Here is a 26,344-nt window from a genome sequence, read left to right on the forward strand (position 1 = left end):
AACGCCGGGTCGAGACAGTCGATGTCGATGGAGATGTACAGCGGGCGGTCGCCGAACGTCAACTGGTGATCAGCTCTTGGGAGTTGCTACTGGTGGGGTCGTCATCGCCCCGTCCCCGACGGACACCGTCGCGGGCACGCGCGCCTCGACGCTGAACTCCTCCACCGCCTCCTCGCGCCGCTCCCGCAGCAGCGTCACCACGACGACGAGCACCCCGACCGCCAGCGCGGTCGAGATCAGCAGCCACTTGCGGAAACCGTCCTCCGCGTAGATCACACCGCCCCCGGGCACGAGCGTGGCGTACGGCGCCAGGACCGCGAACATCACGACGGGCAGGACGGCCGAGAACCCGGTCTGGGTGAGCTGGACGGTGCCGGCGGTCGAGCCCTGGTCGCCGACGGGCGTCGCGCGCATCACGAGGCCGGGCACGGACGCCGTCGTCAGACCGCCGCCGATCCCGACGATCAGGGCACAGACGACGAGTTCGCCGAACGTGTCGTTGCGGTAGGCGAGCAGTGTCGTGCCGATCGCCCACGCGCCGAGGCCGAGCGTCATGAAGAGCCGCGGGTTCCGGCCACGGGCGGCCAGGAAGCCGACCAGCAGACCGCAGGCGACCGTCGCCAGTGCCTTCGGCGTCTCCAGGGAGGCGTATCCGAGCGTGGTCAGCCCGAGCCCGTACGTCTGTCCTGCCTCGCGTGGGGTCATCGCCATCATGGGGATGATCTGGAAGACCGACGCGGAGATCGCGTACGCGGTCGCGCCCGCGACGGAGACGTACAGCAGCTGTTTCCGGCGGAACAGGGAGAGGTTGACGATCGGCTCCGGCGTACGGCGCGCACGCCAGAAGAAGAGCGTGAGTAGTACGAGTCCGGCCACCAGCAGGGTTACGCCGCTTCCCGCCGCCCAGCCCCAGGAGTTGCCCCAGCTGACGTAGAGGAGCACGCCGAGGACACCGGCGGCGAGCAGGGCGGCGCCGAGGACGTCCGGGCGGGCGGTGCGGCGCAGGGTCGACTCCGCCGTGGTCAGCCGTATCGCCGCGCACAGCCCGAACGTCCAGACCGCGTCGAACCAGAACATCCCCCGGAAGCCCACGGTCTCGATGAGCCACCCGATGAGCAGGGGCGAGAACAGCGAGAGCGCGCCCATGCCGGTGATGGTGATGCTGGCGGCGAAGGCGGCCTGCCGGGGCGGATAGACGTCCCTGACGAGGGACGGGATCAGGGAGATCGTCGCCAGGATGGGGCCCTGGAGCGTCCGGCCGACCACCATGACGGCGAAGCTCGGTGCCAGTGCGCAGACGACGGCGCCGACACCCGACACGAGCATGGTGAAGAGCAGCACCCGCCGTTTGCCGTAGAGGTCGGCCGCCTTGCCGAGCAGCGGTGCGCAGACCGCCCCGGCCAGGAAGTAGACGGTCGTCAGCCAGCCGCCCTGGGTCGTCGGGAACTCCTTGAGGATGCTCGGGAGCCCGATCGCGACCATGGACGCGCCGAGGGCCAGCGCCTCCAGGACCATGGCCAGGAAGACCGTCGACCAGACGAGCCGGGGGGTCCAGCCCGGGCCGTTCGCGGGTCCGTCCGTGGGGCCGTTTCCGTTCGCTGCATGAGGTATTGCCGTCATTGGAATCCTCCGGCGGGAAAGGGGGGAGGGGGAGCGGCCGGTCGAGCGTATGGCGGGGTGGAGGCCCTCCGTGAGCGCGGATTCCGTTTGATGGGACGGGCGGTGGACGACCGAAGACCCCCACGGGGAGAGTCGATTTCAGCCCCGCTGCGGTGGCGACCGACGGCGACACCGGAGCGTGCCGCGGAGGAGGAGGCCGAGACCCATGAGCGATGACGTGGATGACGTACGGGTGTGGATCGATCAGAAACTGTGCACCGGCGACGGTCTGTGCACCCAGTACGCGCCCGATGTCTTCGAGTTCGGCGGCGACGGGCTGGCCTACGTCAAGGACGTCGCCGACGGGGAACTGCTGATGGCGGAGGGCTCGCAGGCCGATGTGCCGGAGAAGCTGCGTCTGGATGTGATCGACGCCGCCGACGGGTGCCCGGGCAACTGCATCCACGTGGTGCGGAGTTCCGACGGGACCGAGGTCGCGGGCCCCGACGCGGCCTGACCTCATGAGTGCCCGACCTCATGAGTGCCTGACCTCACGAGTGGAGGAGTGATTTCTGGTGTCTGTGGAAACCGAACCCCGGCTGGAGCGGCGCGTTCCCTGGTTCGCGGGTGATGTCCCCGCCGAGAAGGTCCCGGAGAAGTACCGGCTTTCGCGTGCTTTCGTGCCCAAGGGCCGCTACCTGGACCCCGAGTTCCTCAAGCTGGAGCTGGAGCGGGTGTTCACGAAGGCCTGGCTCATGGCCTGCCGCGTCGAGGAACTGCCGGGTGTCGGCTGCTTCGTCGAGTACGAGATCGGCGGTCACTCGATCCTGATCGTGCGGGAGGCCAAGGACTCGATCCGCGCCTACTTCAACGCGTGCCGGCACCGCGGTACCCGGCTGGCGCGGGGGCGGGGCCGCGTCGGTTCGCTCATCTGCCCTTTCCACGGCTGGCGTTGGAACCTGGACGGCTCGATCAGGCTGGTGCTCGACCGTGAGGAGTTCGTGCCCCGCTCGGACGAGGACCTGGGCCTCGTACAGGTGCGGGCGGAACAGTGGGGCGGGTTCGTGTTCATCAACATGGACCCCGAGGCCAAGCCGCTCCTCGAATACCTCGACCCGATCCCGAGGATCTTCGAGCCGTTCCAGTTCGAGCACATGCGGTACCGGTGGTTCAAGAGCGTGCTGCTGCCGTGCAACTGGAAGACCGCGCTGGACGGGTTCCTTGAGGCGTACCACGTGGCGGGGACGCATCCGCAGCTCTACCGCTTCGACAAGTCGAACACGAACATCGCCTCGATGAAGGAACTCGAGTCACGGATCTGGGCGCCCACGACCGTGTACGAGCGGCACGCGCACTACTCGAGCGTCGGCGAGAAGAAGAACACGGCTGCCGACAGCGCAGCCAAGGACCCGAGCAACCGGGGCACAGGGGGCGTGACCGACGAGCGGCTCAGCGTCGCGCTGAGCGTGCAGTACATCGCCGACGACATGCGCGGCCTGGAGAACGAGCGGAGCTGGCGTGCCGCCGAGGCGCTCAAAACCGCGGACGTACCGGAGGGGACGACCGCCGGCCAGCACTACCTCCAGCTGTACCGGGAGCTGTCGCTCGCCGAGGGCTACGACTGGCCGGTCATCACTCCCCAGCAGTGGGCGGAGGCCGGTACGGCGTGGAACGTCTTCCCGAACACGATCCTGCTGCCCAACCAGGGCTCGGTGTTCGGCTACCGGGCCCGCCCCAACGGCCTCGACCCGGACAGCTGCCTCTTCGAGATCTTCAGCCTGGACCAGGTCCCCGTCGCCGACTACGACAAGAAGCGTGACTTCCAGCCCCAGTTCTTCGAGGACTTCCGCGACGCCGACCTGGGCGAGATCTTCACCCAGGACCTGATGAACGCCAAGGAGGTCACGGTGGGCATGCACTCCCCGAGCTTCGACGGCCACCGGCTGAGCGAGGAGCAGGAGATGACCATCTACAACCACCACCGAGTGGCAGACCGTTTCCTCTGGGCCGACTGATCAGACTGATCCGACTGATCCGGTTTCGTGCCGGGGGGCTGGGGCCGGCGCGCGCGTTTCAGCGCCGGACCCAGCCGAAGTCGTGCCAGTAGGTCTCGAGGGAGGTCACCGGCTTCGGCCAGGTCTCGATGTAGGTGACGCCCTCGGGCCCGGCGGTCATGGTGTACGGAGTGCCGGCGCGGCTGAGGAAGAAGTCGCCCGGTCCCACCCGCACGGTCTGAGGCGTGTCTGCCTCCTCGTACTCGATGCTGTACTCGCCCGAGAGGACGAAGAGCATCTCGTCCATGTTGTGGTGGTGCCGGGGCACCGTGAAGTGCGGTCGTACGCGCAGGGGGTTGCGGTTGAAGCGCGGCATGTCGATCGGCTTGGTGGTCACCCACATCGCCCCGTCGAACGTCGCCCGGAAGTCGACAGGCGCGTCGCTCAGCAACCCGCCGCCATGCCAGAAGTAGTTGGGACTCCGCTGCTGGTCGAGGTCCATCGGGAGCCAGTCCGCGTCGTCCACCAGATCACCGAAAACAAGTGTCATGCGGCAACCGTAGGCACGGCTGTTCGCGGTGTCGCCGCCCTGTTCCGCACAACGGGACCGACGGATGACACCCTCGAACTCGGTCCCCAGACTCAAGTCATGGCAATCGAATTCTTCAGTCTGCTGTCCGACGACGAGGGTTGGATCGAGCTGCCGGTCGACCAGACCGCCCCCACGTACCTCTGGGCCGAGGGCGGCCTCCTCGCCGATGCCCCGGTCGACATGGAGAAGACCTTCGAGGGCAACATGTGGTTCTCGACCAAGGTGGACGGATCGTTCAACCTCAACGGCCTGCGCTGCGCCCCGAACTTCGCGGTGCCCCGCCATCACCACAACCTCGACGAGCTGATCATCGTGTTCGGCGGCAGCTTCCACGTGACGTGGGGCAAGGACGGGGAGGAGGGCAGCAGGACGGTCGGGCCGGGCGAGTTCTGGATCAGTACGGCCGGAACCCCGTATCTCATGACGGCGGGCCCCGAGGGCGTGACCTACGTCGAAACCTGGCCCGAGCCGATGGAGAAACTCCTGACGTACTGGCACGACGAGGGCTGGCTCCACAGCTGACGATGTCTTATGTTCGGGCGCCCGCGCTCCCGATCCTGAAGCTGGCGTTCCAGATCGCGGCAGCCGTACCGCGCACAGCATCGGACGCCATCCGCCACCTCATCCGACCGGCGGAACCGGTGACGGACACCGCCCCGATCGCGCGCCCCGTGCTGCGGATCGGGGCGGCGACGCAGACGAACTCCTCGTACGCCTCGCTGCGGTCGAACGCGACGCCGACCTTACGAATCTGGTCGAGCTCGGTCCACAGGGCGAAGGGTTCGGTGATGGTGTTCGCCGTTCTCCTGGGCATCTGCGCGGAGACGACCGCGCGCATGGCCTCGCCGTCGAAGGCGGCCATGGCCTTGCCGAGCGCGGTGCAGTAGGCGGGCTGGCGTCCGCCGCGCCGGGTCGGCAACCGGACCGGGCCCACGACGATACGTTCGAGATACACGACCTCGGTCCGGTCGAGGATGCCGAGCTGCACGGACATCCCGGTCTTGGCGGCGAGTGCCTGCAGATGCGGAAACGCGGCTTCCTGTAGCCGGTTCCCCTCGACGGCGAGCCCCCCAAGCTCGAACAGCCGCATTCCGACCCGATAGCCGCCCGGATCACGCTCCAGCCACCCGACCTGACACAGCTGGTCGGCCAGCCGATGCAGGGTCGACTTCGGCAGCCCCGTGCACTCACTGAGATCACCGAGCCCCAGCACCTGCTGACCCCCGTTGAACGCGTCCATGATGGTGGCGACCCGCCCCAGGACGGTACGTTCCGGACCGCGCTGGTCGACGGTTTCCTCGTCGTGGCCGCCGTCTCCCATCGAGACGATGCATTCACGCAGAGACTCGATGGTCGATTCCGCCGGAGTGACCGGCACACCTCGTACCGCACTTGACGACACGACTGCCACCTTCCCGTTCAGGGCACCATTGCCCTCCCCGAGTTCGTCACTTAATGGACGAATTGCCTGTTCGCGCCACGCTTATCGCATAATGAGTATCCTCTAATCAGGGTCACCCTCGCGATGTACGCCCGTCAAGGGTCGTGCGTGTCCTGGCCTCGTAGCCTTTGAGGATGTCCGTACCCCGAAGCAACGGCTCCTGGCGGCAGGTGAACTCCCGCCAGGACTTCGCCGCTTACCTCCATCTGCTGGCGGCCGACTGCGAACAGGCCTGCACCGGGCGGGACTTCGACGATCCCGCGGTCCAACGGTGGACCAACCGGACGATCTCCGACTTCCTGTGGGGCTGGGTCAGGCTCCTGGGCAAGCGGATCGACGGCACCGACCAGCTGTGGGAAGAGGCTCCCGGCCGGCCCGGCTGGCAGGGCCTGGCCTTCCAACTGGACGAGGCCCGCACGTCCCCTCCCGGATACAACTGCGCCCTGGCCGACTCCGGGACCCGGCCGGACGAGGTGGTCAGCGCGATCGACATGCGCTGGTACGTGGCGACCCTCGCCACCGACTTCGCCGCCGACCAGCGGAGACTCCGGGCGGCGGCCGATCGTGGCGAATGGACCGGCGACGGAGGCAGCTGGGCGCACAGCACTCTGTACGACTGGCTCGACGCCTGGGCCGCGTGGGCGGGCGCCAACTCGCCGAACCACGCCCGACTGGAACCGGTCACCTGGCGATCGGTCGCTCTGCAACTCTCCGTGGCCCAGACGTACGAGTAGCCGTCGTTCCCGAAGCACCGGATACAACAATCAACAATCACTCGTCGGCCTCGGGGTCGGCCACCTCCCAGCCGAGTACGTCGGCGATCCTCGCCGCAAGCTCCCGTGCGGTTTCCCAGGTCCGGGGGCCGTCGGCATCGGAGCAGATCAGCTCCACCACGTTGACTCGCTGCGGCATCCGGCCCTTGTGGGCCGCGTAGTCACCGTCGCTGTCGCAGTCGGCCATGACGACGTGGAGCCAGCCAACGCCGTCCACAGCCTCGTAGAAGGCCAGGTCGGTCCGCCGAAGCTCGGGAGCCGAGTCCAGGCACTCCACCAGCACACGTGCGGGAACGCTGTCGCCGTAGCGAGAGTCCGACCGCACGGTCAGGTACGTGTACATCCCCGCATCCAACCCGAGCGGGCGCGAACCTCAAACAGTCACGCGAGCGACGGCCACCGGTTGGCGGCCCACTCCGGCCAACCCGACCACCCACGAGGCGGACTGCCCACTGCGCGCCCATCGAGTTCCGCGGAGTCGGCAGCGGATCGCGGACCTCTCATCCGCGCTTGAGGCGGTTGCGGACGCGGTCCGTCGGGGCCCTGATCCGCTTGCTTGAAGTGCACTCCACGGCCATAGCGTTGAGACAGCTGAACCGAACACCCGACGCGTCGACGCATCAGCCCGCACGACCAACGAGAAAGACGGCAAGTGGCAGACAACCAATTCACAACGCATGCAGAACTATTCGATCTGCGTGGAAAGCGCGCGCTCGTCACCGGTGGCACCAGAGGCATCGGGATGATGATCGCGCGTGGCCTTCTCCAGGCGGGCGCCCGCGTGGTCATCAGCTCACGCAACACAGAAGCGTGCGCTCAGGCGCAGGAACAGCTGTCCGCATTCGGTGAGGTGCGGGCCATCCCCGCCGACCTGTCCCGCCACGACGAGTGTCGGCGATTGTCCGACCTCGTCACCGCCGACTCTGAGCGTCTCGACATCCTCGTCAACAACGCGGGCGCCCTGTGGGACGAGCCGCTGGAGACATTCCCAGACGCCGCCTGGGACACGGTCGTCGACCTCAACCTGAAGTCGCCGTTCTGGCTGGTCCAGGCGCTGCTGCCCGCACTTCGCAAGGCGGGCACCGCCGACGATCCCGCGCGGATCATCAACATCGGCAGCATCGCCGCCATCCACATCCCCCAGCGGCCCAACTACTCGTACTCCAGCAGCAAGGCCGCACTGCATCAACTCACCAGAGTGCTCGCCAAGGAACTAGGACCGCAGCACGTCACCGTGAACGCCGTGGCGCCGGGACCGTTCCCGTCGAAGATGATGGCTGCAACCCTCGATGAGTTCGGCGAGGCGATCGCGGCGTCGGCCCCACTACGCCGGATCGGCCGCGACGACGACATGGCGGGTGTCGCCGTGTTCCTCGCCAGCCGGGCAGGCGCATACCTGACGGGCGCCGTGATCCCCGTCGACGGCGGCATCGCCACAACCGCGTAGGTCGCCCAGGGCCTTGTGCGAAAGTTGATCTCGATCGTTGATGGTCATGTCCTGCGGGGATGTGGGGATGTGGGGATCTGACGAACGGCCAGTGGGCCCGACTTGAGCCGCTGTTGCCGCGAGGCATCAAGTCGGGCCGTCCGCCGGTGTGGACGCGGCGGCAGCTGATGGACGGCATGCGGTGGCGTATCCGGACGGGTGCGGTGCTCCCTGGCGTGACGTGCCGGAACGCTACGGGCCGTGGGACCGGGTGAGCAGCAGAGCGGTCGCGGCGAGAGCCGACAGGAAGGGGACGGTCCTGGCGAGAGCCGGGCGGAGCGGGTCGGGTCTGCGCATCCGGTCATCTGATCAGGGCGTGAATCCTGTGCGTGTGATGGAGGCCATGGTTCCGGCCACAGGGGTGTCACAAGTTCGGCGGCGGGCGGGGCGGACGTGTCCGAGCAGGGGGGATCGCCGATCGCTCGTGCATCAGTCCAGGAGCGCGATGACGCCCATCACGACGAGCGCCAGCAGGGTGATCACGAAGCCGAGTGCCAGGAGGAGTACGAGGATTCCCGAGGTCTCGGTCATGCGTACCTCGTCCGCCGGCGACTCCGCACTGGTCTCTCCCTTCTCTCCCTGGTCTGTCGCCGCGAGGCGACGGCCCTCTTCCAGTATCGCGATCACCTTCCGGTGGCGACCGAACGACGGCCAGCGGCTGAACGCCTCGACGGTCACCCGCCGGCCGTCCGCCAGGTCGAGAGAGAGGACGCCTGACCAGCCACCACATGGTGACGACCAGCAAGATCCCCGGCACACTCGTTTCGGACTTCGGCCCGACCACGGCCACGACGATCCCTGTTACGCCCTGTTTCTACCCCACCCGCAGAACCGCCCCCCCGCTCAGATCTTCACCGCCCCCGAAGCCACCCCCCGATAGAACCACCGCTGCGTGATGACGAACAGCACCAGCACCGGGATCACGGAGATCACCGAACCGGCCATGACCATCCGCTGGTCGTAGCCGAACGACGACGACTGGAGTCGTGAAAGGCCCAGCGTCAGCGTCATGTTGCTCTCGGAGCGCAGCACGATCAGCGGCCACAGGAAGTCGTCCCAGGCGCTGATGAACGTGTTGATGACGACCACCATGATCGCGCCCCACGCGGACGGCAGATACAGGTACTTGAAGCGCTGCCACTCGTTCGCGCCGTCCAGCATCGCCGAGTCCTCGATCTCGCGAGGGACCGCGAGGAACGCGCCGCGCATGAGGAGGACGTTGATCGCGCCTACGAAGCCGGGCAGCCACACGCCGGCCAGGCTGTCGACCAGGCCCAGGTCGCGGATGCTGATGAACAGCGAGACCATGATCGACTCGAAGGGGAACATCATCGAGGCGATCAGCACCACCCAGACCGCCTTGCGGCCCTTCCAGGAGGGCTTGGAGAGCATGTAGCCGGCCGTCGTGGAGAAGACCAGCTGGCTGGTGATCGACAGGGTGACCACGATCAGGCTGTTCTTGATGTACGACCACACCGGCACCTGGTCGAAGACCGTCCGGTACGCGCGCAGGGTCGGGTCGTGCGGCAGCAGGGTGGCGTTCGCGCCGAAGACGTCCTCGCTCGTGCCCTTCAGCGAGGCCAGCAGCTGCCACAGCAGTGGGCCCACGGTGAGGCCGAGCACCAGGAGGAGGAGCAGATAGCGGACGACCAGCTCGCGCGGGCGCCCGTAGTCCCGCCAGCGCGGCATCAGCCGCCGGCGCTTGTCGACAGCGGCCGTGCTCACGACTCGTCCTCCTTCGTCAGGCGCTGTGCCAGCAGGGTCAGCCCCAGCGTCAGTGCGAACAGGGCCACGCTGACGGCCGAGCCGTATCCCGCGTTGCCGGTGATCGGGTCCAGGCCGACGTCCCGGATGTAGAACGGCAGGGTGCGGTCGGCGCCGCCGGGGCCGCCGGTGGAGCTGCCGAGCATGTAGATCTCGGTGAACACCCGGAGTGATCCGATGCCCGTCAGGGTGCCTACGAGCATCATGGCCGTCCGGACACCGGGGATCGTGATGTTCCAGAAGCGGCGGACCGCGCCGGCGCCGTCCATCTGCGCGGCCTCGTGCAGTTCCTTGGGCACGTTCCCGAGGGCGGCCAGGTAGAAGACCATGTACCAGCCGAGGCCCTTCCACAGGGTCAGGCCCATCGCGGAGAGCAGGATCAGCCACGAGTCGGAGAGGAAGGGGATCGCCGACCTGATCAAGTGGGCTTTCTCCAGCCAGGTGTTGACCAGGCCGTCGTCCGCGAGCAGCCACTGCCAGCTCAGGCCCACGACCACGCTGGAGGCGAGCACCGGCGTGTAGAAGGCGGAGCGGAAGAAGCCGATGCCGGGCAGGTTCTTCTCCACCAGGACGGCGAGCATCAGCGGCAGCAGCACCATCAGCGGCACGACGATCACCGCGTACAGGATGCTGTTGCGGGTCGCGAGCCAGAAGTCGTCGTCCTGGAACATCCGCGTGTAGTTGTCGAGTCCGACGAAACTCGCGGCGCCGCCCAGCGGCTTGGCGTTGGTGAACGACAGCAGGACCGTGTTGAGGAACGGGAACACCCCGAATACCACCGCGCACACGATCGCGGGGGCGGTCCACAGCCACGGCAGCCACCAACGGCGGTACATGGCCGCCCCGTTGGCCCCGGGAGCGGGACCGGGCAGCGCGGCCCTGGCGAGTCGGCGCAGGCGGGAAGGAGGAGGGGACGGGGCCGGGGCCGGCGTGGAGGCCAGGGCCTCTACGCCGGACGCCGGGTTCGTGATCTGTGCCGTCACCGTCAACTGCCCTGCTTCAGCAGCTCGTTCGACTTCTCCTGGGCGTCCTTCACGGCGTCCGCCGCGCTCTTCTTGCCCTGCATGGCCAGCTGCACCTGGGACACGATGGCGTTCTGCACGGCCGGGGAGAGGTTGGTCTGGTTGGTGGAGGCCGTCTTGAGCTGGTCGGCGACGAGCTTGCGGGCCTGGGAGAACGGGTCGGTGCCGGTGACGTTCTGGAAGAACGGGTCGTTCAGCGACTCGGTGGTGGTCGGGAAGATCACCACGGCCGGGTCCTTGCACCAGGCCGTCTGGTTCTCGGCGTTGGTGAGGAACTCCGCGAACGACAGCGCGGTGGCCGCGTGCTTGCTCGTCGCGGCGACCGAGATGTACTGCGGGGCGCCGGCGGAGGCGACGCCGAGGGCGTCGTAGGGCTGCTGGCCGACGGCCGTCTTGGCGTAGACCGACGGGCTGTTCTGCTTGACGAACCGCACGAAGCTCGGGTTCGTCGAACCGTAGGCCACCTTGCCCTGGCTGTAGAGCGTGGACGGGTCGTTGCTGGAGGACAGCGAGTCCTTCGGCATCGCGCCCTCCTTGTACAGCTTCGCCATCCACTCCACCCACTGGGTGGTGCGCGGGTCGTCGCCGAAGACGGCGGACTTGCCGTCGGTGGAGAGGACCTTGATGCCCATCTGGTCGAAGTCGGCCGGGATGCGCCAGATCGGGTTGGCCATCGTCGCGAAGTACTTGCCGTCGGAGGCCTTGGCGACCTTCTCGTAGTCGGCGAAGAGCCCGAAGATGCTCGTCGGCGCCTTCGCCGGGTCGATGCCGGACTTCTCCAGCAGGTCCTTGTTGTACGTCAGGAGGACGCCGCCGGTGTACCAGGGCAGCGTGGTGTGGATCGACTTGCCCGAGGCGTCCGCGAAGGTGGCGGTCTTCCAGAACGACGGGACGAAGGGCTTGGACGAGTCCGGGTCCTTGGTGCCGATGTCGAGCAGGTAGCCGGCCTTGGTGAGGGCGGTCGCCGTCGGCGCGTTGACGTTGATGACGTCGGCCATCGTGCAGGCCTGGGCGTCGGCGACGGTCCGGCTGGTGAAGGTGTTGTCGCCGGGGTCGTCGATCCACTTGACCTTGGCGTCGGGGTGGGCCTTCTCGAAGTCGGCGATCACGCCGTTGAAGAAGTCGCCGAAGTCTTTCTTCAGGTTGGTGGTCTGGAAGGTGATCGTGCCCTTGACGTCCCCGGTCAGCTTCCCCGACCCGACGTTGCCCTTGTCGACCTTGCAGGCACCGGCGGTGGCGCCGCCGTCGTCGGAGCCTCCGGAGAGGCCGCATCCGGCGGCCGTCAACGTCAGTACGACGAGACAGGACAGGGATCCGGTCAGTCTTCTTGCGCGCATTGCTGCTGCCCTCCTGGAGCATCCGGGATGTCCTGGATACTGGTTCAATTCACCAACTTTGACTCCGATTGATGAAAAGGTGGACCAGAATTCATCGGAGGTCAATGGGGTGCCGTGTTGCTTTTGTGTTCCGGAACCGGTGCGCGCCGCTTCAGTGGCGGTGTTCGTGGTCCGGGTGGGACGGGTCCCCGGGGTGCTCGTGGCCGGGTGCGTACACCACGTCCGCGCGCGCCAGATCGAGCCACGAGAAGAAGGCACGCCGGCCTGCGGCCTGCCTCAACTCGCCCTCGATTCCTGCCTTTACGTGCTCGTACGGGAGGAAGTCCGTGTCCGTCGCGGCGCGGAACGGGTCTACGCCGGCGCGGAGCGCGTCCGCTGTGAGGAAGCGGTCCCGGTTGTGCTCGTAGTACTCCCACACCGCCCTCTCGGGGATGTTCTGGTGTGCTTCGAGGTGGGTGAGGAGGGTTCGGGCGGCGGGGGAGTACGCGAGAGTCACGGCGACGATGCTGCCCAGGCCGGCTACGGCCGCCTCCGGCACGGGGCCCAGGGTTCGTGGAGTGTCGGGTGGGGGCAAGCCTCGTTCCGCGCACGCGCGTCTTGCCAGTACGTCCGCCACGACCACCTGTGTTGCCCAGCGGCGGCGTTGTCGTTCCGCGGAGGGGGTCGTGTTTCGGCTTGCGGCCGGTGGGGGCTTGTCGCGCAGTTCCCCGCGCCCCTGAAGGGGCGCGTCACCTGGGCGCCTGCCATCCCGTGCCGGTACTGCTGCCAGTACCGCCTCCACCTCCTCCCGGGGTATCGGATCGCCGCCTACGAGGGCGCAGGCGCCCTCCGGTGGATGCTCGTGCTCGTGATGGTTCACGGGGTCACCTCCAGCACCACGGCCTCCGTGTACGCCACGCACCCGTGCCAGCCGGCCTTCGCCAGCAGCCAGTACGAACCCGGTGTCAGCGCGGCCCCGTCGACCTCGATCCCGTACTCCACCGACTCCCCGGCCGGTACGGCGAACCCCTGGACCCCGGGTCCGACCCCCGCCCACGTCCCCCACGAGGACACGGCCCACAGGGTGCCGTTGATCTCCCCGAGGGTGGTGTTGCGCAGGCTCACCGGGACTCGTACGCGCTCTCCGTGCCGCACCACGACCCGGTCAACCCCCAGCTCTGTCACCAGAGTTGGGCCGGTATGGCCGTCCGGCACGTCCAGGGCCACGGTGTCCTCGTACACCTGGCCGCCGTACGGCAGGCGTGCCGTGAGCCAGTGGCGGCCCGGCGGCGCGTCCGGGGGCGGGGTCACCGTGACTTCGGTGAGGGTGAAGCCGGCGGGGCCGAGGGCGTACGGCAGCTCGGCCGGTTCGGCGGACCAGCCGGGCGGGACGCCGAGGGTGAGTGTGCCTGAGACGGGCGCGTCCGTCAGCTCGGAGCTGACGCGGACCGTCGCCGTGACCGGCCCCGAGGCGGTCAGGGTGGTCGGGGAGAGGTACACGGCCACGGGTAGGTTGCCGCGTGGCGCCGGGCCGGAGTTGTGCAGCCAGTAGCGGGTGTGGACGGGCTGGGCGGGCTCTTGCGCGGCCACACCGGCGCTCGGGTCAACAGCCGCCGCCCCAGCGGGAGTTGCGAGTACCGTCGCCACCTCGAAGCCGGTCAGGTGGGTGCCGAGGCCGCCGTCCGGGGCCGGGGGCAGCGGCTCTCCGGGCCGCTCCAGTACGTCCGTACGGGCGCCGTCCGTCCACGGCAGCGGGCCGCGTATCCGGGCCGCCGTCGGCCTGCCGTTGACCTCGTGCATCCGTACGACGACACCGCGCCCAGGGTCGGCGGGCGCCACGCTCCCGCGCGCCAGGGGCGAACCGGCCGGCTTGAGCGCGTCGAGCAGCACCTCACCGGCGGGTTCGAGGCTCAACAGGGTGATGGTGCGCGGCAGGGCGCTGCCGTCCTCCGGTGATCGTTCCCGGAGCCGTGCCCGCAGCGGGTGGTTGTACGCGTGTCCCGCCTGCGGCAGGCGCAGCTCGCGCCAGTCGCCCGTGCCGCCCAGGACGGCGTACTCGAAGGTGTGAGACCAGCGTTGGAGCTGGAAGGCCGAACCGTCGGGGGTCGTGCGGCGCGGCGGGTCGACCCAGATGCCCGACGGCCAGCCGGTGCAGGAGCGCATCAGGGACATGTAGAGGTCGCCGGACGGGGTGACCACGCAGCCGGGCGTGCCCCGGTTGAGGACGGCGAAGCCGGTGCCGTCCCAGGTGTCGCCCGGCGGCAGCGCCTCGCCGCCACCCGCCGCCGTGGCCTGCACGACGGCGTCGCCGAGGTCGGCGATCAGCGCGTCCACCGCCTTGGCGTCGTCCTCCGGACCGCTGCCCGCCACCACGAGCAGCGGCAGCCGCTCCAGGTCGCGGAGGTCGGCCCCCGGTATCCATTCCTCGCGCAGCCCCGCTCGCGGTGCGACCCACACCGACGCGATGCCCGACTCGGCGAGCTGGCGCCGGAGTTCGCGTCCGGCGGCCGGGTCCATCGCGAGGGCCTCGGCGACCACGGAGTTGCGTTCGGGAGCGCCGACGGCGATCCGGATGTCGGGGAGGTTGGAGTCGACTTCGAGGTCGCCGTAGCGCTGACCGCCCGCGATCGTCGAGGTGGCCGTGACGCCCACGCGTACGAGCGCGGCGGCGAGTTCGGCACCGAGTTCGCCCGCCTCGGCCCAGGACGGATAGATCAACTCGGCGACACCGATGGCCCGTTGGCCGAGCAGCGCGCCGGAGTCACTGTGCACCGCCACCCGGGCCGTGCTCCCCAGCCCGAACCAGTTGTTGGCCGGATTGTCCAGCGTCCAGGGGAACTCCTTGCTGTCCACCTCCACGAACCCGAACCCGCGCCCGATGACCGCGTCGGCCACCTCGTGCACGGGCAGCCCGCCCTGGACGTTCGACGGCCAGCGGACCCGGATGAGGCGGTCGGAACCGTCGTACCCGTCGATGGTCGTGGTCAGGTCCAGCCGGTCGATGCCCTTCCACAGGGTCAACTGCTGGGTGTAGGTGAGGAGTTCACCGAGCGGTGCGGTGACCGTGATGCGCGACCCCGCCGCCGAGTGCTCCACCTTCACCGCAGCCGTCACGTCTCCACTGCGGGCGGCCGTCGTGCCCGTCGGCGTGAGGTGCCAGGGCCCCTCGCCGAAGCGCGGGTGCCTCGAATACTCCTCCTGTACGACCAGCTCGTTGCCGATGTCACCGGCGCGGAGCAACTCCCGTCCGCCGTCCGCTAGTTGGCGAAGGCTGCTGACGCCGCCGCCACGCGACGGGTCGACCGTCACCTCGTAGAACTCGTTGCGGATGACCAGACCCTCCCCGGGGGTCCAGTCGGCGACCGTTCCCTCGGCGAGGGGAAGTGCCTTGAGGCCCAGCCCCGGCACCTCCGGTACCACCACCCGCAGTTGACCGTCCGACTCCCGAACTGCGGGCAGCGGCAGGCCTGTTGTCTCGTCGACGGGGACCAGTCCGTCGGGGAGGTCGGTCGTGAGGGTGTCCCGGCGTTGCCAGGTCGCGGAGTTGAGGACGACGAGGTCGGGGCCGCCGCCCGGCAGCGGGGTGATGCGGTCGGCGAGGGCCTGGGTGGCGTCGGCGTGCACGGACTCGGCGAGGTCGTACAGCTCGCGCCAGCCCGTCAGCAGGTCGATGTAGACCTGGTCGGACTCGGATCCGGTGATCGCGTCGTGGTGGGCGCCGTAGACGAGTTGCCGCCAGGCCTTGTCGAGCGCCGCGTCGGGATAGGCGCGCCCGGTGAGGAGGGAGGCGAGTGTCGCCCAGGCCTCGGCGTCGGCGAGGAGTGTCTCGCCGTACCGCTGGGCCTGCTTGGTGTCGATGTACGAGACGTCCTTGCCGGTGTAGATCGGGTTCATGTCCCGGGTCTGCGGCGAGGCCCTGCGCCCTTCGGCGTCGAGTTCGGAGCGTACGGCGGCGAAGAAGTCGCGGGGGATCGCGGAGACGAAGCGCGGCCAGACGTACCGCTCGTTCCAGTCGCGGTGGATGGCCATGACCCAGCGGCAGGGCGGCGCGTAGTCGCCGCCGACGGGCAGCAGCACATTGCGGGTGAGCGCGACCTTCTTCAGCCCGGTGAAGAGCTTGAGCGCCGCGGCCTCCGCCTCCGGGAGCGTGGGCGCGTTGTCGATGGCCCAGCCGGCGCCGTAGTGATTGACCATGTAGGCGGTGAGGAGGCCGCGTCCGGAGGGGGCGATCCAGTCGAACTCGGCCTGGAACTGCATCCGTTGGGGGTCGCGGGGCGGCTCGCCGAAGACGTTCAGGGTGGGCCCCCACTGGTGGAAGGGCCCACGCGCCCAGGAGCTGGACGACAACCCCGCGTCGGCCATGAGCCCCGGGAACTGGGGGTCGTGGCCGAAGGCGTCGAGCTGCCAGGCGGTGTGCGGGTCGGCGCCGAGAATCCCGCGCTGGAAGCCGTCGCCGTACAGCGCGTTGCGTACGGTCGCCTCGGCGCCCGTGAGGTTGGTGTTGGGCTCGTTGTACGTCCCGCCCATGATCTCGACGCGCCCGGTGCGCAGCAGCTGCCGCAGGAAGGCGCGCTCCTCGGGGAACGCGTCCCAGTAGGGCTTCAGGTAGTCGACCTCGGCGAGCACGAAGGTGTACGCGGGGTCGCGTCGTGCGAGATCGATGTGCGCGCGGACGAGGCTCATGCCGGACTGGCCGCGGGAGTCGAAGGTGCGGGCGGGGAGGCCGGAGGTGGCCGGGTCGTCGGCGACGTCCCAGGTCTCGGTGTAGGCGGCCTGGGTGTTCCACCAGACGGGGTCGTAGTGGAAGTGGCTGACCATGAACATCGTCCAGCCGGGCTCGGCGACGAGGAGGGCGCCGGTGAGGGATGCCTGCTGCTCGGGGTCCTCGGTGTCCTCGGCGGTGACCGTGACGTGGGTGCGCTCGCCGGGAGGCAGGTCGCAGAGCACGGGTATCTCGGCGCGGAGGGTGCCGTCGTCACCGACGGTCGAGCGGATTTCCCCGTCGGAGCGGACGCCGGGGCCGTCGGCGGTGAGGCGGACCGTGCGGCCGGCGGTGTGGCCGATCTCGGCGGTCACCACCTGACGCGGATGCTCGGCGCTGCCGACGAACAGCTCGGTCGACTCGACTGAGGTGACGCGCATGGGTCTCCTACGAGGCCTACGAGGGAAACGGGGGAACAACGGGGCACGCGAAGTGGTGGGGCCCATCGTGGCACCGTTCCGATGGTTCAAACAACCATCTTCGAGTTTCCTTGGTGGTTCATCCATGCAAAAGCCGCCCTCGGGGAGATGTCTCCCGGGGCGGCATTTGTGTGCTTGCCGGCTGATTGCCGGTTGCTCAGCGGGTACGGCGGGTCTTCACCGCGTGCTCCCTGGCGATGTGGTCGGTGAGGGCGAGGGAGGCGCTGGCGCGCTGGTAGGAGAGCTGGGCGACCCGGACGTACAGGCAGTCGATGAGGACGAGCACCGAGTGCCGGGCGCCGATGCTCTCGGTGCGGAAGCTGGTCTCCGAGGAGGACGAGATCAGCCGTACGTCGGCGGCGCGGGCCAGCGGGGACTTCGGGTCGGCGGTGATGGCGACGGTGGTGGCGCCGCGCTGCTTGGCCAGTTCGAAGGGCTCGATGGCCTCGCGGGTGGAGCCGGAGTGCGAGATGCCGATGGCGACGTCGGCGGGGGTGAGGAGGGCGGCGGAGGTCAGCGCTGCGTGCACCTCGGTCCAGCCGCGCACCTGGCAGCCGATGCGGAAGAGCCGCGTCTCGGTCTCCTGGGCGACCGCGCCGCTGCCGCCGACGCCGTACACGTCGATGCGCCGGGCGCGGGCGACTGCCTGCCCGGCACGCTCGATGGAGTCGAGGTCCATCCGGTCGATGGTCTGCTGGATGGCCCGCAGATCGGCGCTGCCGACGACCTGGACGACCCGCTCAAGGCTGTCATCAGGGGAGATGTCGGGCCCGATCTCGGCGGTGCCCCAGTCGGAGACCTCGCCGCGCCCGCGTTCCTGGGCCAGCTCGATGAGCAGATGCTGGTAGGAGTCGAGGCCGATGGCACGGCAGAACCGGGTGACCGTGGCCTGCGAGGTGCCGGTACGGCGGCCCAGCTCGGCGGCCGAGCAGTGGGTGACGGCGGCGGGGTCCTCGAGGATCAGCTCACCCACCTTCCGCAGGGAGCCGGCGAGGCGCGGCAGTTCCGTACGGATGAGGGTGGTGACGTCGGTCGGGGGCATCCCGTTGCCGGAGCCGGTCCGTTCCATGGGGTACCCGATCTCCTCGGTGCTGTACTGGTAGTGACGACGAATGTATCAGCCACCGTCTATTGGGCAGTTTGAATTCCAGGACCAGGAAGGCTGCCTGCGGCGGTCCTGGGGTCTCCGACCGTTGCTCGCGGCCCGTACACTGTGATTTATTGATTCACCGATAGAGCTAGAGCGGGTGGTTTCATCCACCGGTGGGGAGTACCGAGTGTCCGTCGAGTCCGTCAGTGCCCAGGGCTTCGTGCGTGAGAGCCGGGCCGTGCTCGACCGCATCACCGGGTCGGAACCGGTCCGGGAGTCGGTGTCCCGAGCCGCCGAACTGATCGCGGACTGCATCCGCGCGGACGGCGTGATCCAGGCCTTCGGTACGGGCCACTCCCAGGCCCTCGTCCTGGAACTGGCGGGCAGAGCGGGCGGCCTCGTCCCCACCAACCGCCTGTCGATGGCCGACCTCGTCCTGTACGGCGGCGACGACCCGAGCGCCCTCGACGACCCCCTGCTGGAACGCAAGCCGGGCATCGCGGAGCGCCTGTACGACCTGGCCGCCCCGCAGCCGTCCGACCTGTTCGTGATCATCTCCAACTCGGGTGTCAACAACGTCATCGTTGAGATGGCCCTGCGCGCGAAGGAACGCGGCCACAAGATCCTCGCGATCACGTCCCTCACCCACACCCGCACGGTCCCGGCGGGCCACAGCAGCGGCAAGAAGCTGGCGGACATCGCGGACGTGGTGCTGGACAACGCGGCCCCCACGGGCGACGCGCTGCTGGAGTTGCCGGGCGGCGGCGCGGTGTGCGCGCTGTCCACGCTGACCGGCGTGATGCTGGTGCAGATGGCGGTCGCGGAGACGGCGGCGGTGCTGATCGGGGCGGGGGTGCGGCCGCCGGTGTACGTGTCGGCGAACGTACCCGGGGGGTTCGAGGGGAACTTGGGGCTGGAGCGGCATTACGGGGACAGGATTCGGCGGCCGGCTAGCTGAGACGGGCGTGCAGCGGGGCGTGTGGACGTGGGACGGGCGGGACCCGGAGTGCCTGCCGGGTCCCGCCCGTCCCACGTCGCTTCCTGCCGTCGTACGAGAGGGGTCAGCCCCCGTCGACGTGCCCGTTCACCTCGATGCCGCTGTCGTGGTGGCCGGTCAGCTCGATGCCGTTGTCGTGCTGACCGCTCTCGTGGTGGCCGGTGCCTGCCGAGGTGGCTGCGGACGCGGTGCCGATCCCGGCGAGCAGGGCGCCGAACGCGAGTGCGCCTGCGGTGATGACGGTCGCGAGTTTCCTGCGGATCATGGGTGGTACCTCCGTGTTCCCCGTTCCCCGTTGATGGTTCGAGTCTGGCGGCCGTTTCCGGGCCGACGCCACACGTTGAAACCGTGCTCTAAACGAAGTCCGTGGACGAAGGCCCTGGACGAACGCTCTAGACGTCGAACGGTGTGTCGAGCGGGTTGCCGAGGAGGGCGAGTCCGGTGGGTGTGGCGGTGTGCAGTACGTACTTGCCGTGCCGCTCGCTGAGCAGCAGCCCGGCCCGGCGCAGGACGGCGGTGTGATAGCTCGTGGCGGCTTCGGAGATGCCGATGCGACGCGCGAGTTCTCTCGTCGTACGGCCGGTCACGACGTCCTCCAGGATGGCGGCCCGGGTGTGACCGATGAGGGGTCCGAGGTTCGGCCCCCGGACCCGGGCGAGGGCGAGGGTGTGCCGTATCGGATAGACGAGAACCGGGGCCGGACCGACCGGCGGGACGGCGAGTGTGACGGGCCTGCGGCAACAAAAGAAGGACGGTTGCAGTGCCAACCCCCGCCCGCCGAGCAGCAGTTCACGGTCGACCGGATAGTCGGCCTCCAACACCGGCGGCTGCCAGCGCAGCACGGGCCAGAAACTCCGCAGCAGCCCGTCGGCGCCGCCCGCCAGCACGGCCCGGGTGCGCAGGGCGAGGTCGGCGTCGACCTGGGCGCGGACGGTCGGCCAGAAGGGGGCGAGGGTCTGGCGGTGGTAGGCATGCAGCGCGTCGCCGAGGCGGCGCAACGCGTCGGGATCGCCCTCGGCGAGTGCACGGGTGCCGGCGGGCAACGGCCGTATGCGCTCCGGGGACGCGGCGAGCCGGGCGAGGTCACCGCGCAGGCCGGCCCGGGGTGTGCTGAGCACGGCGTCGACGGCACTGGCCAGGTCGGAACGGCCGCCCAGGTCGGGCGTGAGGAAGTCGGGGGAGTAGCCGCGCGCAGGTAACAGCCCGCCCAGCAGCCGACCGGCCGTGGGCAACCGAGGCAGGACCAGTCGCCGCCACTCGCCGAACGCGAGCGGAGCCTCTCTGGTGATCAGGACCTGGAAGCTGTTGGTGACCTCCCAGAGCGGGTCGGGTGCGGTGGCGAGACGGACGCGTGCGATGTCGTCGGTGGTGAAGTGCACTCGCAGCATGGGATCTCCGACGGTGGTCGCTCATCGGGCCGGCGGGCACGGGCATGCTCACCGCCAGAATGCCTGTCGCCGAGGGTGAACGGCATAAGGGCCAACGCCGGTGACGGGAAAACCGGTTGCTGAGCGAACGCCGGTGACGGGAAAAGGGGTTGCTGAGCGAACGCCGGTCCTGGACGATCCCGGACCGTGAAGACACCCGCCGAGGAAGCCCACCCTGCCCGCCCCGCCGGCCCTGCCCGTCCGCTGGCCCTGGTCACCGGGGTGGGCCGCACCGTGGGTATCGGTGCCGGGATCGCCCGCCGGCTGGCGGAGTCGGGCTGGGACATCGCCTTCACGTACTGGACCCCGTACGACGCACGCATGTCCTGGGGCACCGAGCCGGGCGCGACGGAGGAGATCACCGCGTCGCTGACCGCGCTCGGCGCCGCGAGCACGGCGACAGAGGCGGACCTCGCGGATCCTTCGGCCCCGGCGCAGGTCTTCGACGAGGTCGAGCGCAGAATGGGCGGCGGCGGTACGGGTGTCACGGCGCTGGTGATGTGCCACTGCGAGTCGGTCGACTCGGGCCTGCTCGACACGACCCTGGAGAGCTTCGACCGCCACTTCGCCGTCAACGCCCGCGCGACCTGGCTGCTGATCCGGGAGTTCGGCCGCCGCTTCACGGCTCCCCCGGGAACGGGCCGGATCATCGCCCTCACCAGCGACCACACGGTGGGCAACCTGCCGTACGGGGCGAGCAAGGGGGCCCTGGACCGCATCACCTTGGCGGCGGCCCACGAGCTCTCCCACCTGGGCGTGACGGCGAACGTCATCAACCCTGGCCCGGTGGACACGGGTTGGATGACGGAGGAGGACAGGATGAACGCCATCCGCTACACCCCACGGGGCCGCCTGGGCACTCCGGAGGACACGGCCCGCCTGGTCGACTTCCTGTGCTCCGGGGAGGGGGAGTGGGTCAACGGTCAGTTGCTGAAGAGCAATGGGGGGCTCGGGTAGACCTGGGACGGGCGCGCCGGTGTGCGGTCAGTTCAGTTCGGGTTCCGGATGATGGCGAGGGCTTCCACCTCCAGCATGAGTTCCGGCCGGTACAGGGCGGCGACCTGTACGGCCGTACTGGCAGGCGGGCGCGCGGTGTCGATGTGCGCGTCGCGGGCGATCCGTACGTCCGGCAGGACGGCCACGTCGGTGACGTAGAAGGTGAACTTGGCGACGTCGGCGAATGTCGCGCCGGCCGCCGCCAGGCAGCGCCGCAGGTTCTCGAAGACCTGTCGGGCCTGGGCGGTGGCGTCGCCCTCCCCGACCAGGTTGCCCTGCTCGTCCAGTGCGACCTGCCCGGAGATGACGACCAGCCGGCCCTCGCCCACCACCACATGGCTGTAGCCGTTCCCCGGGGCGACCCCGTCCGGCGGAATGTGGGTGAGCACGGCCATTGCCGGCTCTTTCGACTCGTCCGACACGGGTGACCTCCACGTACAACAGGCGACGAGGCAACGGTATATGGCGGTGATCCCGTGAGAGGACGCGAGGACGCGAGGACGCGAGGACGTGGATGTGTATGAGGCCGTGGACAGCCGCCGGGCTGTGCGGGCGTTCAGCGATGAGCCGGTGCCGAAGGAGAGACTCGAACGAGTGCTGACCGCGGCGACGCGCGCTCCGTCGAGCGGGAACCTCCAGCCGTGGCATGTGTTCGTCGTGACCGGCGGGCCCCTGGACAGCCTGAAGGGGCGCACCACGGCCAGGGCACTGGCGGGAGACCCCGGTGATGACCGGGAGTATCCGATGTACCCGGCCGAACTGAACTCGCCGTATCTGGACCGTTTTTCCGCCGCGGCCGCCCAGCGGTACGAAGCCCTGGGAATCGAGCGGGACGACCCCGACAGACCCATGAAGATCGCCGCCTTGAACTCGGAGGCGTTCGGGGCGCCGGTCGTCCTGTTCTGCTATCTCGACCGGAGCATGGGACCCGGACAGTGGGCTGACGCGGGGATGTACTTGCAGACGGTCATGCTGCTGCTGAGGGCGGAAGGGTTGCACAGCTGCCCCCAGGTCATGTGGACCATGTACCACGAGACGGTCAGGCAGGCAGTCGGAGCCGATGACGGGCTCGTGCTGCTCTGTGGTGTCTCGGTGGGGTTCGAGAAGGAGGCGCGCCACCGCTGCGTACCGGCCGGGCGGACATGACGGAGACAGTCAGCTTCATCGGGGTGTGAGCCGCTGGGCGGTCGAGATCGACAGGACGGCTCAGTAGCCTCGGACCCCATGGGCATTCAGATCGACGTAGTGACGAGTTACCCGATCAACGATGAGGTGGAGAGGGTGCTGGGGCTGGCCGAGGCGGTTGGCGAGCCTGTCACTGTCACGTTCATGTGGGAGGGGCGGGAAGAGGCGGAACGCGCGGTGCTGGTGCCCGCAGCCACGCTGGCGCTCTGGGAACACTGGGCCCCCACCGCCTACGCGAGAGCTGGCGTCGAGGACGAGATCGGGGACGAGAACCGGGCTGTGGCGGAGGAGCCGGAGCTTGCCCACCCGGCGGAATTCGGCGCGTTCACGCTCTTTCGTCGTCGCGCGGGAGGGCGTACGGCGGTCGCTCGCAACGGCGTGGTGGTCGCCGAGCTACTGGACCCCGACGAGGCGCACTGGCTCCAGGAGACGGCCCGCAATGTCCGCCAGGGCTTCATGGACCCGAAGCAGAAGGCGGCGTTCGAGGAGTTCCTTGCCCGGCAGGTGTCCCTTGACGAGCAGTGACGCGCCGAATCGTGCTTCGTGGTTGGTCCGAAGCCTGCACGGTTGAACGTTCGCTTCTGCCCGGCTGCTGTGTCCCTCACCGCTCAGGTGGCTTCGCATGAGGACGGTGGCGGACTGGCTCCGGGTGCCTGCGAAAGGCCACACCCCGGTCAGGCCGCGGCACTAGGTTGTGCCGATGACCCGACCCCTGCCGCCCGGCGGCACTGTGCTCGATGCGGACGAACTGGCAGCCCGCTGGGCGGACGCATGGCGTCCGGAACAAGTCGCGGAGCGGTTGGGTGGGGTCGGTGCGCCCTGGTGCGTCGCGGCGGGGTGGGCGCTGGATCTGTTCCGCGGGCAACAATCGCGGCCGCACGGCGACTTGGAGATCGCCGTGCCTGCGGCGGGCTTCCCGGAGATCCGGCGCCGCTTCCCCGAGTGCGTGTTTGACGCTGTGGGTTCGGGGCGGGTCTGGCCGGGGGCGGGAGCCGAGGCGCTGGCGGCCACGCACCAGACGTGGCTGCGGGATCCGGCGAGCGGGCGGTTCCTGCTCGACGTCTTCCGCGAGCCGCACGAGGGCGGGACATGGACCTGTCGGCGGGACGAGAGGCTGCGGCTGCCGTACGAAAGGATCATCGAGCGAACGGCAGACGGGATCCCGTATCTGGTACCGGAGTTGGTGCTGCTGTTCAAGGCCAAGGCGCCACGACCCAAGGACCAGGCGGACTTCGTCGGGGCGCTCCCTCTGTTGGGCCCGCCGCGGCGGGATGCCCTGAGCGAGTGGCTGCAGCTCGTCCACCCCGGGCATCCATGGCTGGCGGAGCTGGCGGGATGAGGAGCTGGGCGGGGGTGGGCCGGTCCACAGGGGGATCAGACCGGCATCGGTCGGCCGGAAACCGCAGGCCTCGAAGTAGAAGGAGCGCAGGTGCCCCTCGAAGTCCACGTGCAGCCACTCGCACTTGGCGGTACGGGAGTGCTGCGCGGCGGTGGCGATGAGAGTGGCGCCGATGCCTTGGGAGCGATACCGCTGGGCCACGACGGTGTCCAGGACGAAGGCGTGAACTCCCCCGTCCCAGGCGACGTTGACGAACCCGACGAGGGAGTCGCCGTCCCAGGCGCAGACCCAGCCGAGGCTGTGGCGTTGCAGCCGGGTGCGCCAGTCGATGTTGCCGACTGGTCCGCCGAAGCCTTCGGCGTGCAGGGCGTTGAGGGAGGCGTTGTCGAAGTCGCTGTGCCATGCGTATGTCGCCGTCACGCGGTTTCACTCTCATCGATTCTGTGCGGCGGAACGACGACCGACCGTGCTCGTTCACGCACCTGCGGTGGCTTGATCAGAGCAGTACCCTCGAAATCATGGCAGAGCACTTGGGGGACCGGTTGAAGCGGCTTCGCCGCGTGGCCGGTCTGACGCAAGAGGGCCTGGCGGAGAAGTCGAACCTGTCCGTCGACACGGTGAAGAAACTGGAACAGCGGCAACGGCACTCCGCGTCGCTGCCCACGCTTCACGCTCTGTCGGGCGGCCTCGGGGTCGAGCTGACCAGCCTTCTGGGCGACCCACCCGGAGTGCCCTCGAACGGGGAGGCCGATCCGCCTCAGCTGGTCGCGTTGCGTCGCGCGATCATGCCCCCGATGTTCGCTCCTCCGCCGGAGCCGTCCGGCGTCGAGAAGCTGACACTTCCCCTTCTCCGCAAGGAGATCGCCGCCGCGTGGACTCTCTACCACGATGCCGAGTTCGCGGCCCTGATGGAGGTTCTGCCGGGCATCGTCAACGATGCACGGTTCGCGACGGCCGTGGGCACCGGCGACCAACGGGCCGAGGGCCAGGCCGCGTTGGGGAAGTCCCTTCAACTGGCCGGCCATCTTGCCATCCGCATGGGGAAGACCGATCTCGCCCTGTCCGCCCTCGAACGGGCCATGAACGCGGCCGACGCCTCCTCGGATCCCCTCCTGGGAGGGATGGTGACCAACTCCGTGGCGTGGAACTACCAACGCCAGAACCGGCTGGGGGACGCCGAACGCGCCGCCGTGTACGCGGCTGATCGCGTGGAGCACGAGAACAGCTCGACGGCCGAGGGCGTACGTGTGTGGGGCGGGCTGGTCATGTCGGCGGCCACCAGCGCGGCCCGCAGCGGCGACTACGACAAGGCCTCGGACATGATGCGGACGGCCGAGGACGCGACCAGCCGGTTGGCGCTGCTGCCCCCGCCGGTCGACGGGAAGATGGTGAGCGTCTTCAGCCGGTCGTCGGTGCGGATCGAGCGCGTCCGTCTGGCTGTGCAGCACGGCCGCCCCGACGAAGCCCTGAGCCTGGCCAAGGGGATGCGGCTGAGGGCGGACACTCCGCCCTCGTGGCGTACGTGGCTTCTCCTGGACGTCGCTCGGGCACACACCGACCTCGGGGACGCCGAGGGGGCGGTGAAGGCCCTCGAACGGCTTCGCCGGATCGCCCCTGCATGGATGCGACACCACACGCTGGCCGTGGCCATCGTGACGGATCTGTCGGCCGGTCCTTACCGTCCGCCGGGTCTGCGGAAGCTTGCCGAGTTCCTCGGGGTGGCAGGCTAAGGCCGCAAAAAGGGGGACATGGCGTCCCTCTCGTCGCACGTGCTCCGGCGGAATCATCGCCCCAGTCAGCGAGTCTGAGGGGCGAACGATGATCAGGCAGAGTCGACACAACGCGGCTGAAGCGCGCGAGGCGGTTGCCCGTGCCGAGTTAGTCGGTTCCGAGCACAAGGGCACCTTCTGGCTCCTTGTGCCTGAGTGCGTCCCACGGGAGTTCGCTCCTCCAACTCGCCCCCTGATACACCGAGTCGAAGCGGGTCTTCGCCGTATGGCCGGGTCATGAGCGGACAGAAGACTTCGCTCGGCATCCCGGTCCTGCACACACCCGCCCTTGAGCCCGTGGGCGTCGCAGGGTGCGACGTGTGCGGTGCCCTGGTGGGCCAACGGGAAGCCGCACGCGAAAGGGGCGCTCGCG

General features: G+C 69.1%; 25 protein-coding genes and 2 pseudogenes. 12 read left to right on the forward strand and 15 right to left on the reverse strand.

Features of this window, described 5'->3' with window-relative positions; translation table 11 throughout:
• Positions 1–69: 69 nt before the first annotated feature.
• The gene (locus ACWCRB_RS03845; RefSeq protein ID WP_450994475.1) at positions 70–1,620 is read right to left on the reverse strand and encodes an MFS transporter; all 1,551 of its coding nucleotides are present in this window, start codon (positions 1,618–1,620) and stop codon (positions 70–72) included.
• A 205-nt stretch (positions 1,621–1,825) separates the two neighbouring features.
• Between ACWCRB_RS03845 and ACWCRB_RS03850 the strand changes: the two genes are divergently transcribed.
• Positions 1,826–2,116, forward strand: a complete 291-nt coding sequence (locus ACWCRB_RS03850; protein ID WP_450994476.1) for a ferredoxin — start codon at positions 1,826–1,828, stop codon at positions 2,114–2,116.
• Between the two features lie 58 nt (positions 2,117–2,174).
• A complete protein-coding gene (locus ACWCRB_RS03855; RefSeq protein ID WP_450994477.1) occupies positions 2,175–3,614 on the forward strand; it encodes an aromatic ring-hydroxylating oxygenase subunit alpha in 1,440 nt (479 codons plus the stop codon).
• Positions 3,615–3,672: 58 nt separating this feature from the next.
• Here the strand turns inward: ACWCRB_RS03855 and ACWCRB_RS03860 are convergent, their stop codons facing one another.
• Positions 3,673–4,143 (reverse strand): cupin domain-containing protein, encoded by a 471-nt coding sequence (locus ACWCRB_RS03860; protein ID WP_450994478.1) that lies wholly within the window; start codon positions 4,141–4,143, stop codon positions 3,673–3,675.
• A gap of 99 nt (positions 4,144–4,242) precedes the next feature.
• On the opposite strand from ACWCRB_RS03860, the gene ACWCRB_RS03865 reads away from it, so the two are divergent.
• Positions 4,243–4,707 (forward strand): hypothetical protein, encoded by a 465-nt coding sequence (locus tag ACWCRB_RS03865; RefSeq protein ID WP_450994479.1) that lies wholly within the window; start codon positions 4,243–4,245, stop codon positions 4,705–4,707.
• A gap of 7 nt (positions 4,708–4,714) precedes the next feature.
• On the opposite strand, the gene ACWCRB_RS03870 is transcribed toward ACWCRB_RS03865, so the two are convergent.
• On the reverse strand, positions 4,715–5,587 hold the full coding sequence (locus tag ACWCRB_RS03870) for an IclR family transcriptional regulator (protein WP_450994480.1): 873 nt from the start codon (positions 5,585–5,587) through the stop codon (positions 4,715–4,717).
• A 173-nt stretch (positions 5,588–5,760) separates the two neighbouring features.
• On the opposite strand from ACWCRB_RS03870, the gene ACWCRB_RS03875 reads away from it, so the two are divergent.
• Entirely contained in the window at positions 5,761–6,360 is a 600-nt protein-coding gene (locus ACWCRB_RS03875) for a hypothetical protein (protein WP_450994481.1), read from the forward strand.
• A gap of 37 nt (positions 6,361–6,397) precedes the next feature.
• Here ACWCRB_RS03875 and ACWCRB_RS03880 read toward each other — a convergent pair whose 3' ends face one another.
• Complete coding sequence (locus ACWCRB_RS03880) at positions 6,398–6,742, reverse strand: hypothetical protein (protein ID WP_450994482.1); 345 nt, start codon at positions 6,740–6,742, stop codon at positions 6,398–6,400.
• A gap of 309 nt (positions 6,743–7,051) precedes the next feature.
• Here ACWCRB_RS03880 and ACWCRB_RS03885 point away from each other — a divergent pair, with 309 nt between their 5' ends.
• Complete coding sequence (locus ACWCRB_RS03885) at positions 7,052–7,846, forward strand: SDR family oxidoreductase (RefSeq protein WP_450994483.1); 795 nt, start codon at positions 7,052–7,054, stop codon at positions 7,844–7,846.
• A 59-nt stretch (positions 7,847–7,905) separates the two neighbouring features.
• Entirely contained in the window at positions 7,906–8,100 is a 195-nt protein-coding gene (locus ACWCRB_RS03890; protein ID WP_450994484.1) for a transposase, read from the forward strand.
• A 214-nt stretch (positions 8,101–8,314) separates the two neighbouring features.
• Here the strand turns inward: ACWCRB_RS03890 and ACWCRB_RS03895 are convergent, their stop codons facing one another.
• The 7 genes from ACWCRB_RS03895 to ACWCRB_RS03925 all read right to left on the reverse strand — a co-directional run bounded on the left by ACWCRB_RS03895 (position 8,315) and on the right by ACWCRB_RS03925 (position 18,210).
• Positions 8,315–8,563 (reverse strand): hypothetical protein, encoded by a 249-nt coding sequence (locus ACWCRB_RS03895; protein WP_450994485.1) that lies wholly within the window; start codon positions 8,561–8,563, stop codon positions 8,315–8,317.
• Between the two features lie 165 nt (positions 8,564–8,728).
• The gene (locus ACWCRB_RS03900) at positions 8,729–9,574 is read right to left on the reverse strand and encodes a carbohydrate ABC transporter permease (protein ID WP_450994589.1); all 846 of its coding nucleotides are present in this window, start codon (positions 9,572–9,574) and stop codon (positions 8,729–8,731) included.
• A 32-nt stretch (positions 9,575–9,606) separates the two neighbouring features.
• Positions 9,607–10,632 (reverse strand): carbohydrate ABC transporter permease, encoded by a 1,026-nt coding sequence (locus tag ACWCRB_RS03905; protein ID WP_450994486.1) that lies wholly within the window; start codon positions 10,630–10,632, stop codon positions 9,607–9,609.
• A gap of 2 nt (positions 10,633–10,634) precedes the next feature.
• Positions 10,635–12,008 (reverse strand): extracellular solute-binding protein, encoded by a 1,374-nt coding sequence (locus ACWCRB_RS03910; protein WP_450994487.1) that lies wholly within the window; start codon positions 12,006–12,008, stop codon positions 10,635–10,637.
• 151 nt (positions 12,009–12,159) lie between these two features.
• Entirely contained in the window at positions 12,160–12,867 is a 708-nt protein-coding gene (locus tag ACWCRB_RS03915) for a peptidyl-prolyl cis-trans isomerase (RefSeq protein WP_450994488.1), read from the reverse strand.
• Positions 12,864–17,129, reverse strand: coding sequence for a glycoside hydrolase family 38 N-terminal domain-containing protein (locus ACWCRB_RS03920; protein ID WP_450994489.1), 4,266 nt, complete (start codon positions 17,127–17,129; stop codon positions 12,864–12,866). The genes ACWCRB_RS03915 and ACWCRB_RS03920 overlap by 4 nt, the downstream gene beginning before the upstream one ends.
• Before the next feature lie 196 nt (positions 17,130–17,325).
• Complete coding sequence (locus ACWCRB_RS03925; RefSeq protein ID WP_450994590.1) at positions 17,326–18,210, reverse strand: MurR/RpiR family transcriptional regulator; 885 nt, start codon at positions 18,208–18,210, stop codon at positions 17,326–17,328.
• A 235-nt stretch (positions 18,211–18,445) separates the two neighbouring features.
• Between ACWCRB_RS03925 and ACWCRB_RS03930 the strand changes: the two genes are divergently transcribed.
• Positions 18,446–19,216 (forward strand): sugar isomerase domain-containing protein, encoded by a 771-nt coding sequence (locus tag ACWCRB_RS03930; RefSeq protein WP_450994490.1) that lies wholly within the window; start codon positions 18,446–18,448, stop codon positions 19,214–19,216.
• Between the two features lie 103 nt (positions 19,217–19,319).
• Here ACWCRB_RS03930 and ACWCRB_RS03935 read toward each other — a convergent pair whose 3' ends face one another.
• Both ACWCRB_RS03935 and ACWCRB_RS03940 read right to left on the reverse strand, forming a co-directional pair.
• On the reverse strand, positions 19,320–19,520 hold the full coding sequence (locus ACWCRB_RS03935) for a hypothetical protein (RefSeq protein ID WP_450994491.1): 201 nt from the start codon (positions 19,518–19,520) through the stop codon (positions 19,320–19,322).
• Positions 19,521–19,647: 127 nt separating this feature from the next.
• The gene (locus tag ACWCRB_RS03940) at positions 19,648–20,643 is read right to left on the reverse strand and encodes an ArsR/SmtB family transcription factor (RefSeq protein WP_450994492.1); all 996 of its coding nucleotides are present in this window, start codon (positions 20,641–20,643) and stop codon (positions 19,648–19,650) included.
• 186 nt (positions 20,644–20,829) lie between these two features.
• Between ACWCRB_RS03940 and ACWCRB_RS03945 the strand changes: the two genes are divergently transcribed.
• Positions 20,830–21,639 carry an SDR family oxidoreductase gene (locus tag ACWCRB_RS03945; RefSeq protein ID WP_450994493.1) on the forward strand — a complete coding sequence of 270 codons (810 nt, stop codon included), beginning with the start codon at positions 20,830–20,832 and terminating at the stop codon, positions 21,637–21,639.
• Positions 21,640–21,671: 32 nt separating this feature from the next.
• On the opposite strand, the gene ACWCRB_RS03950 is transcribed toward ACWCRB_RS03945, so the two are convergent.
• Positions 21,672–22,073, reverse strand: a complete 402-nt coding sequence (locus tag ACWCRB_RS03950) for a RidA family protein (protein WP_450994494.1) — start codon at positions 22,071–22,073, stop codon at positions 21,672–21,674.
• A gap of 115 nt (positions 22,074–22,188) precedes the next feature.
• On the opposite strand from ACWCRB_RS03950, the pseudogene ACWCRB_RS03955 reads away from it, so the two are divergent.
• The 3 genes and pseudogenes from ACWCRB_RS03955 to ACWCRB_RS03965 all read left to right on the forward strand — a co-directional run bounded on the left by ACWCRB_RS03955 (position 22,189) and on the right by ACWCRB_RS03965 (position 24,202).
• Positions 22,189–22,853 (forward strand): annotated as a pseudogene (locus ACWCRB_RS03955) (nitroreductase).
• Positions 22,854–22,902: 49 nt separating this feature from the next.
• Entirely contained in the window at positions 22,903–23,388 is a 486-nt protein-coding gene (locus tag ACWCRB_RS03960; RefSeq protein WP_450994495.1) for a hypothetical protein, read from the forward strand.
• A 175-nt stretch (positions 23,389–23,563) separates the two neighbouring features.
• Positions 23,564–24,202, forward strand: coding sequence for a nucleotidyltransferase domain-containing protein (locus ACWCRB_RS03965; protein WP_450994496.1), 639 nt, complete (start codon positions 23,564–23,566; stop codon positions 24,200–24,202).
• A gap of 27 nt (positions 24,203–24,229) precedes the next feature.
• On the opposite strand, the pseudogene ACWCRB_RS03970 reads toward ACWCRB_RS03965, so the two are convergent.
• A pseudogene (locus tag ACWCRB_RS03970) lies at positions 24,230–24,622 on the reverse strand (GNAT family N-acetyltransferase); the annotation flags it as partial.
• A gap of 95 nt (positions 24,623–24,717) precedes the next feature.
• On the opposite strand from ACWCRB_RS03970, the gene ACWCRB_RS03975 reads away from it, so the two are divergent.
• Positions 24,718–25,932 carry a helix-turn-helix domain-containing protein gene (locus tag ACWCRB_RS03975; protein ID WP_450994591.1) on the forward strand — a complete coding sequence of 405 codons (1,215 nt, stop codon included), beginning with the start codon at positions 24,718–24,720 and terminating at the stop codon, positions 25,930–25,932.
• Positions 25,933–26,344: the final 412 nt, after the last annotated feature.

The sequence above is a fragment of the Streptomyces sp. NPDC002156 genome (genome assembly GCF_053593675.1).

What these genes read in the sequence shown, in the direction of transcription:
- ACWCRB_RS03845 (WP_450994475.1), bottom strand. Translation starts at nt 1,620, where the DNA reads ATGACGGCAATACCTCATGCAGCGAACGGAAACGGCCCCACGGACGGA.
- ACWCRB_RS03850 (WP_450994476.1), top strand. Translation starts at nt 1,826, where the DNA reads ATGAGCGATGACGTGGATGACGTACGGGTGTGGATCGATCAGAAACTG.
- ACWCRB_RS03860 (WP_450994478.1), bottom strand. Translation starts at nt 4,143, where the DNA reads ATGACACTTGTTTTCGGTGATCTGGTGGACGACGCGGACTGGCTCCCG.
- ACWCRB_RS03865 (WP_450994479.1), top strand. Translation starts at nt 4,243, where the DNA reads ATGGCAATCGAATTCTTCAGTCTGCTGTCCGACGACGAGGGTTGGATC.
- ACWCRB_RS03875 (WP_450994481.1), top strand. Translation starts at nt 5,761, where the DNA reads ATGTCCGTACCCCGAAGCAACGGCTCCTGGCGGCAGGTGAACTCCCGC.
- ACWCRB_RS03880 (WP_450994482.1), bottom strand. Translation starts at nt 6,742, where the DNA reads ATGTACACGTACCTGACCGTGCGGTCGGACTCTCGCTACGGCGACAGC.
- ACWCRB_RS03890 (WP_450994484.1), top strand. Translation starts at nt 7,906, where the DNA reads ATGTGGGGATGTGGGGATCTGACGAACGGCCAGTGGGCCCGACTTGAG.
- ACWCRB_RS03900 (WP_450994589.1), bottom strand. Translation starts at nt 9,574, where the DNA reads ATGCCGCGCTGGCGGGACTACGGGCGCCCGCGCGAGCTGGTCGTCCGC.
- ACWCRB_RS03910 (WP_450994487.1), bottom strand. Translation starts at nt 12,008, where the DNA reads ATGCGCGCAAGAAGACTGACCGGATCCCTGTCCTGTCTCGTCGTACTG.
- ACWCRB_RS03920 (WP_450994489.1), bottom strand. Translation starts at nt 17,129, where the DNA reads ATGCGCGTCACCTCAGTCGAGTCGACCGAGCTGTTCGTCGGCAGCGCC.
- ACWCRB_RS03925 (WP_450994590.1), bottom strand. Translation starts at nt 18,210, where the DNA reads ATGCCCCCGACCGACGTCACCACCCTCATCCGTACGGAACTGCCGCGC.
- ACWCRB_RS03935 (WP_450994491.1), bottom strand. Translation starts at nt 19,520, where the DNA reads ATGATCCGCAGGAAACTCGCGACCGTCATCACCGCAGGCGCACTCGCG.
- ACWCRB_RS03940 (WP_450994492.1), bottom strand. Translation starts at nt 20,643, where the DNA reads ATGCTGCGAGTGCACTTCACCACCGACGACATCGCACGCGTCCGTCTC.
- ACWCRB_RS03950 (WP_450994494.1), bottom strand. Translation starts at nt 22,073, where the DNA reads ATGGCCGTGCTCACCCACATTCCGCCGGACGGGGTCGCCCCGGGGAAC.
- ACWCRB_RS03960 (WP_450994495.1), top strand. Translation starts at nt 22,903, where the DNA reads ATGGGCATTCAGATCGACGTAGTGACGAGTTACCCGATCAACGATGAG.
- ACWCRB_RS03965 (WP_450994496.1), top strand. Translation starts at nt 23,564, where the DNA reads ATGACCCGACCCCTGCCGCCCGGCGGCACTGTGCTCGATGCGGACGAA.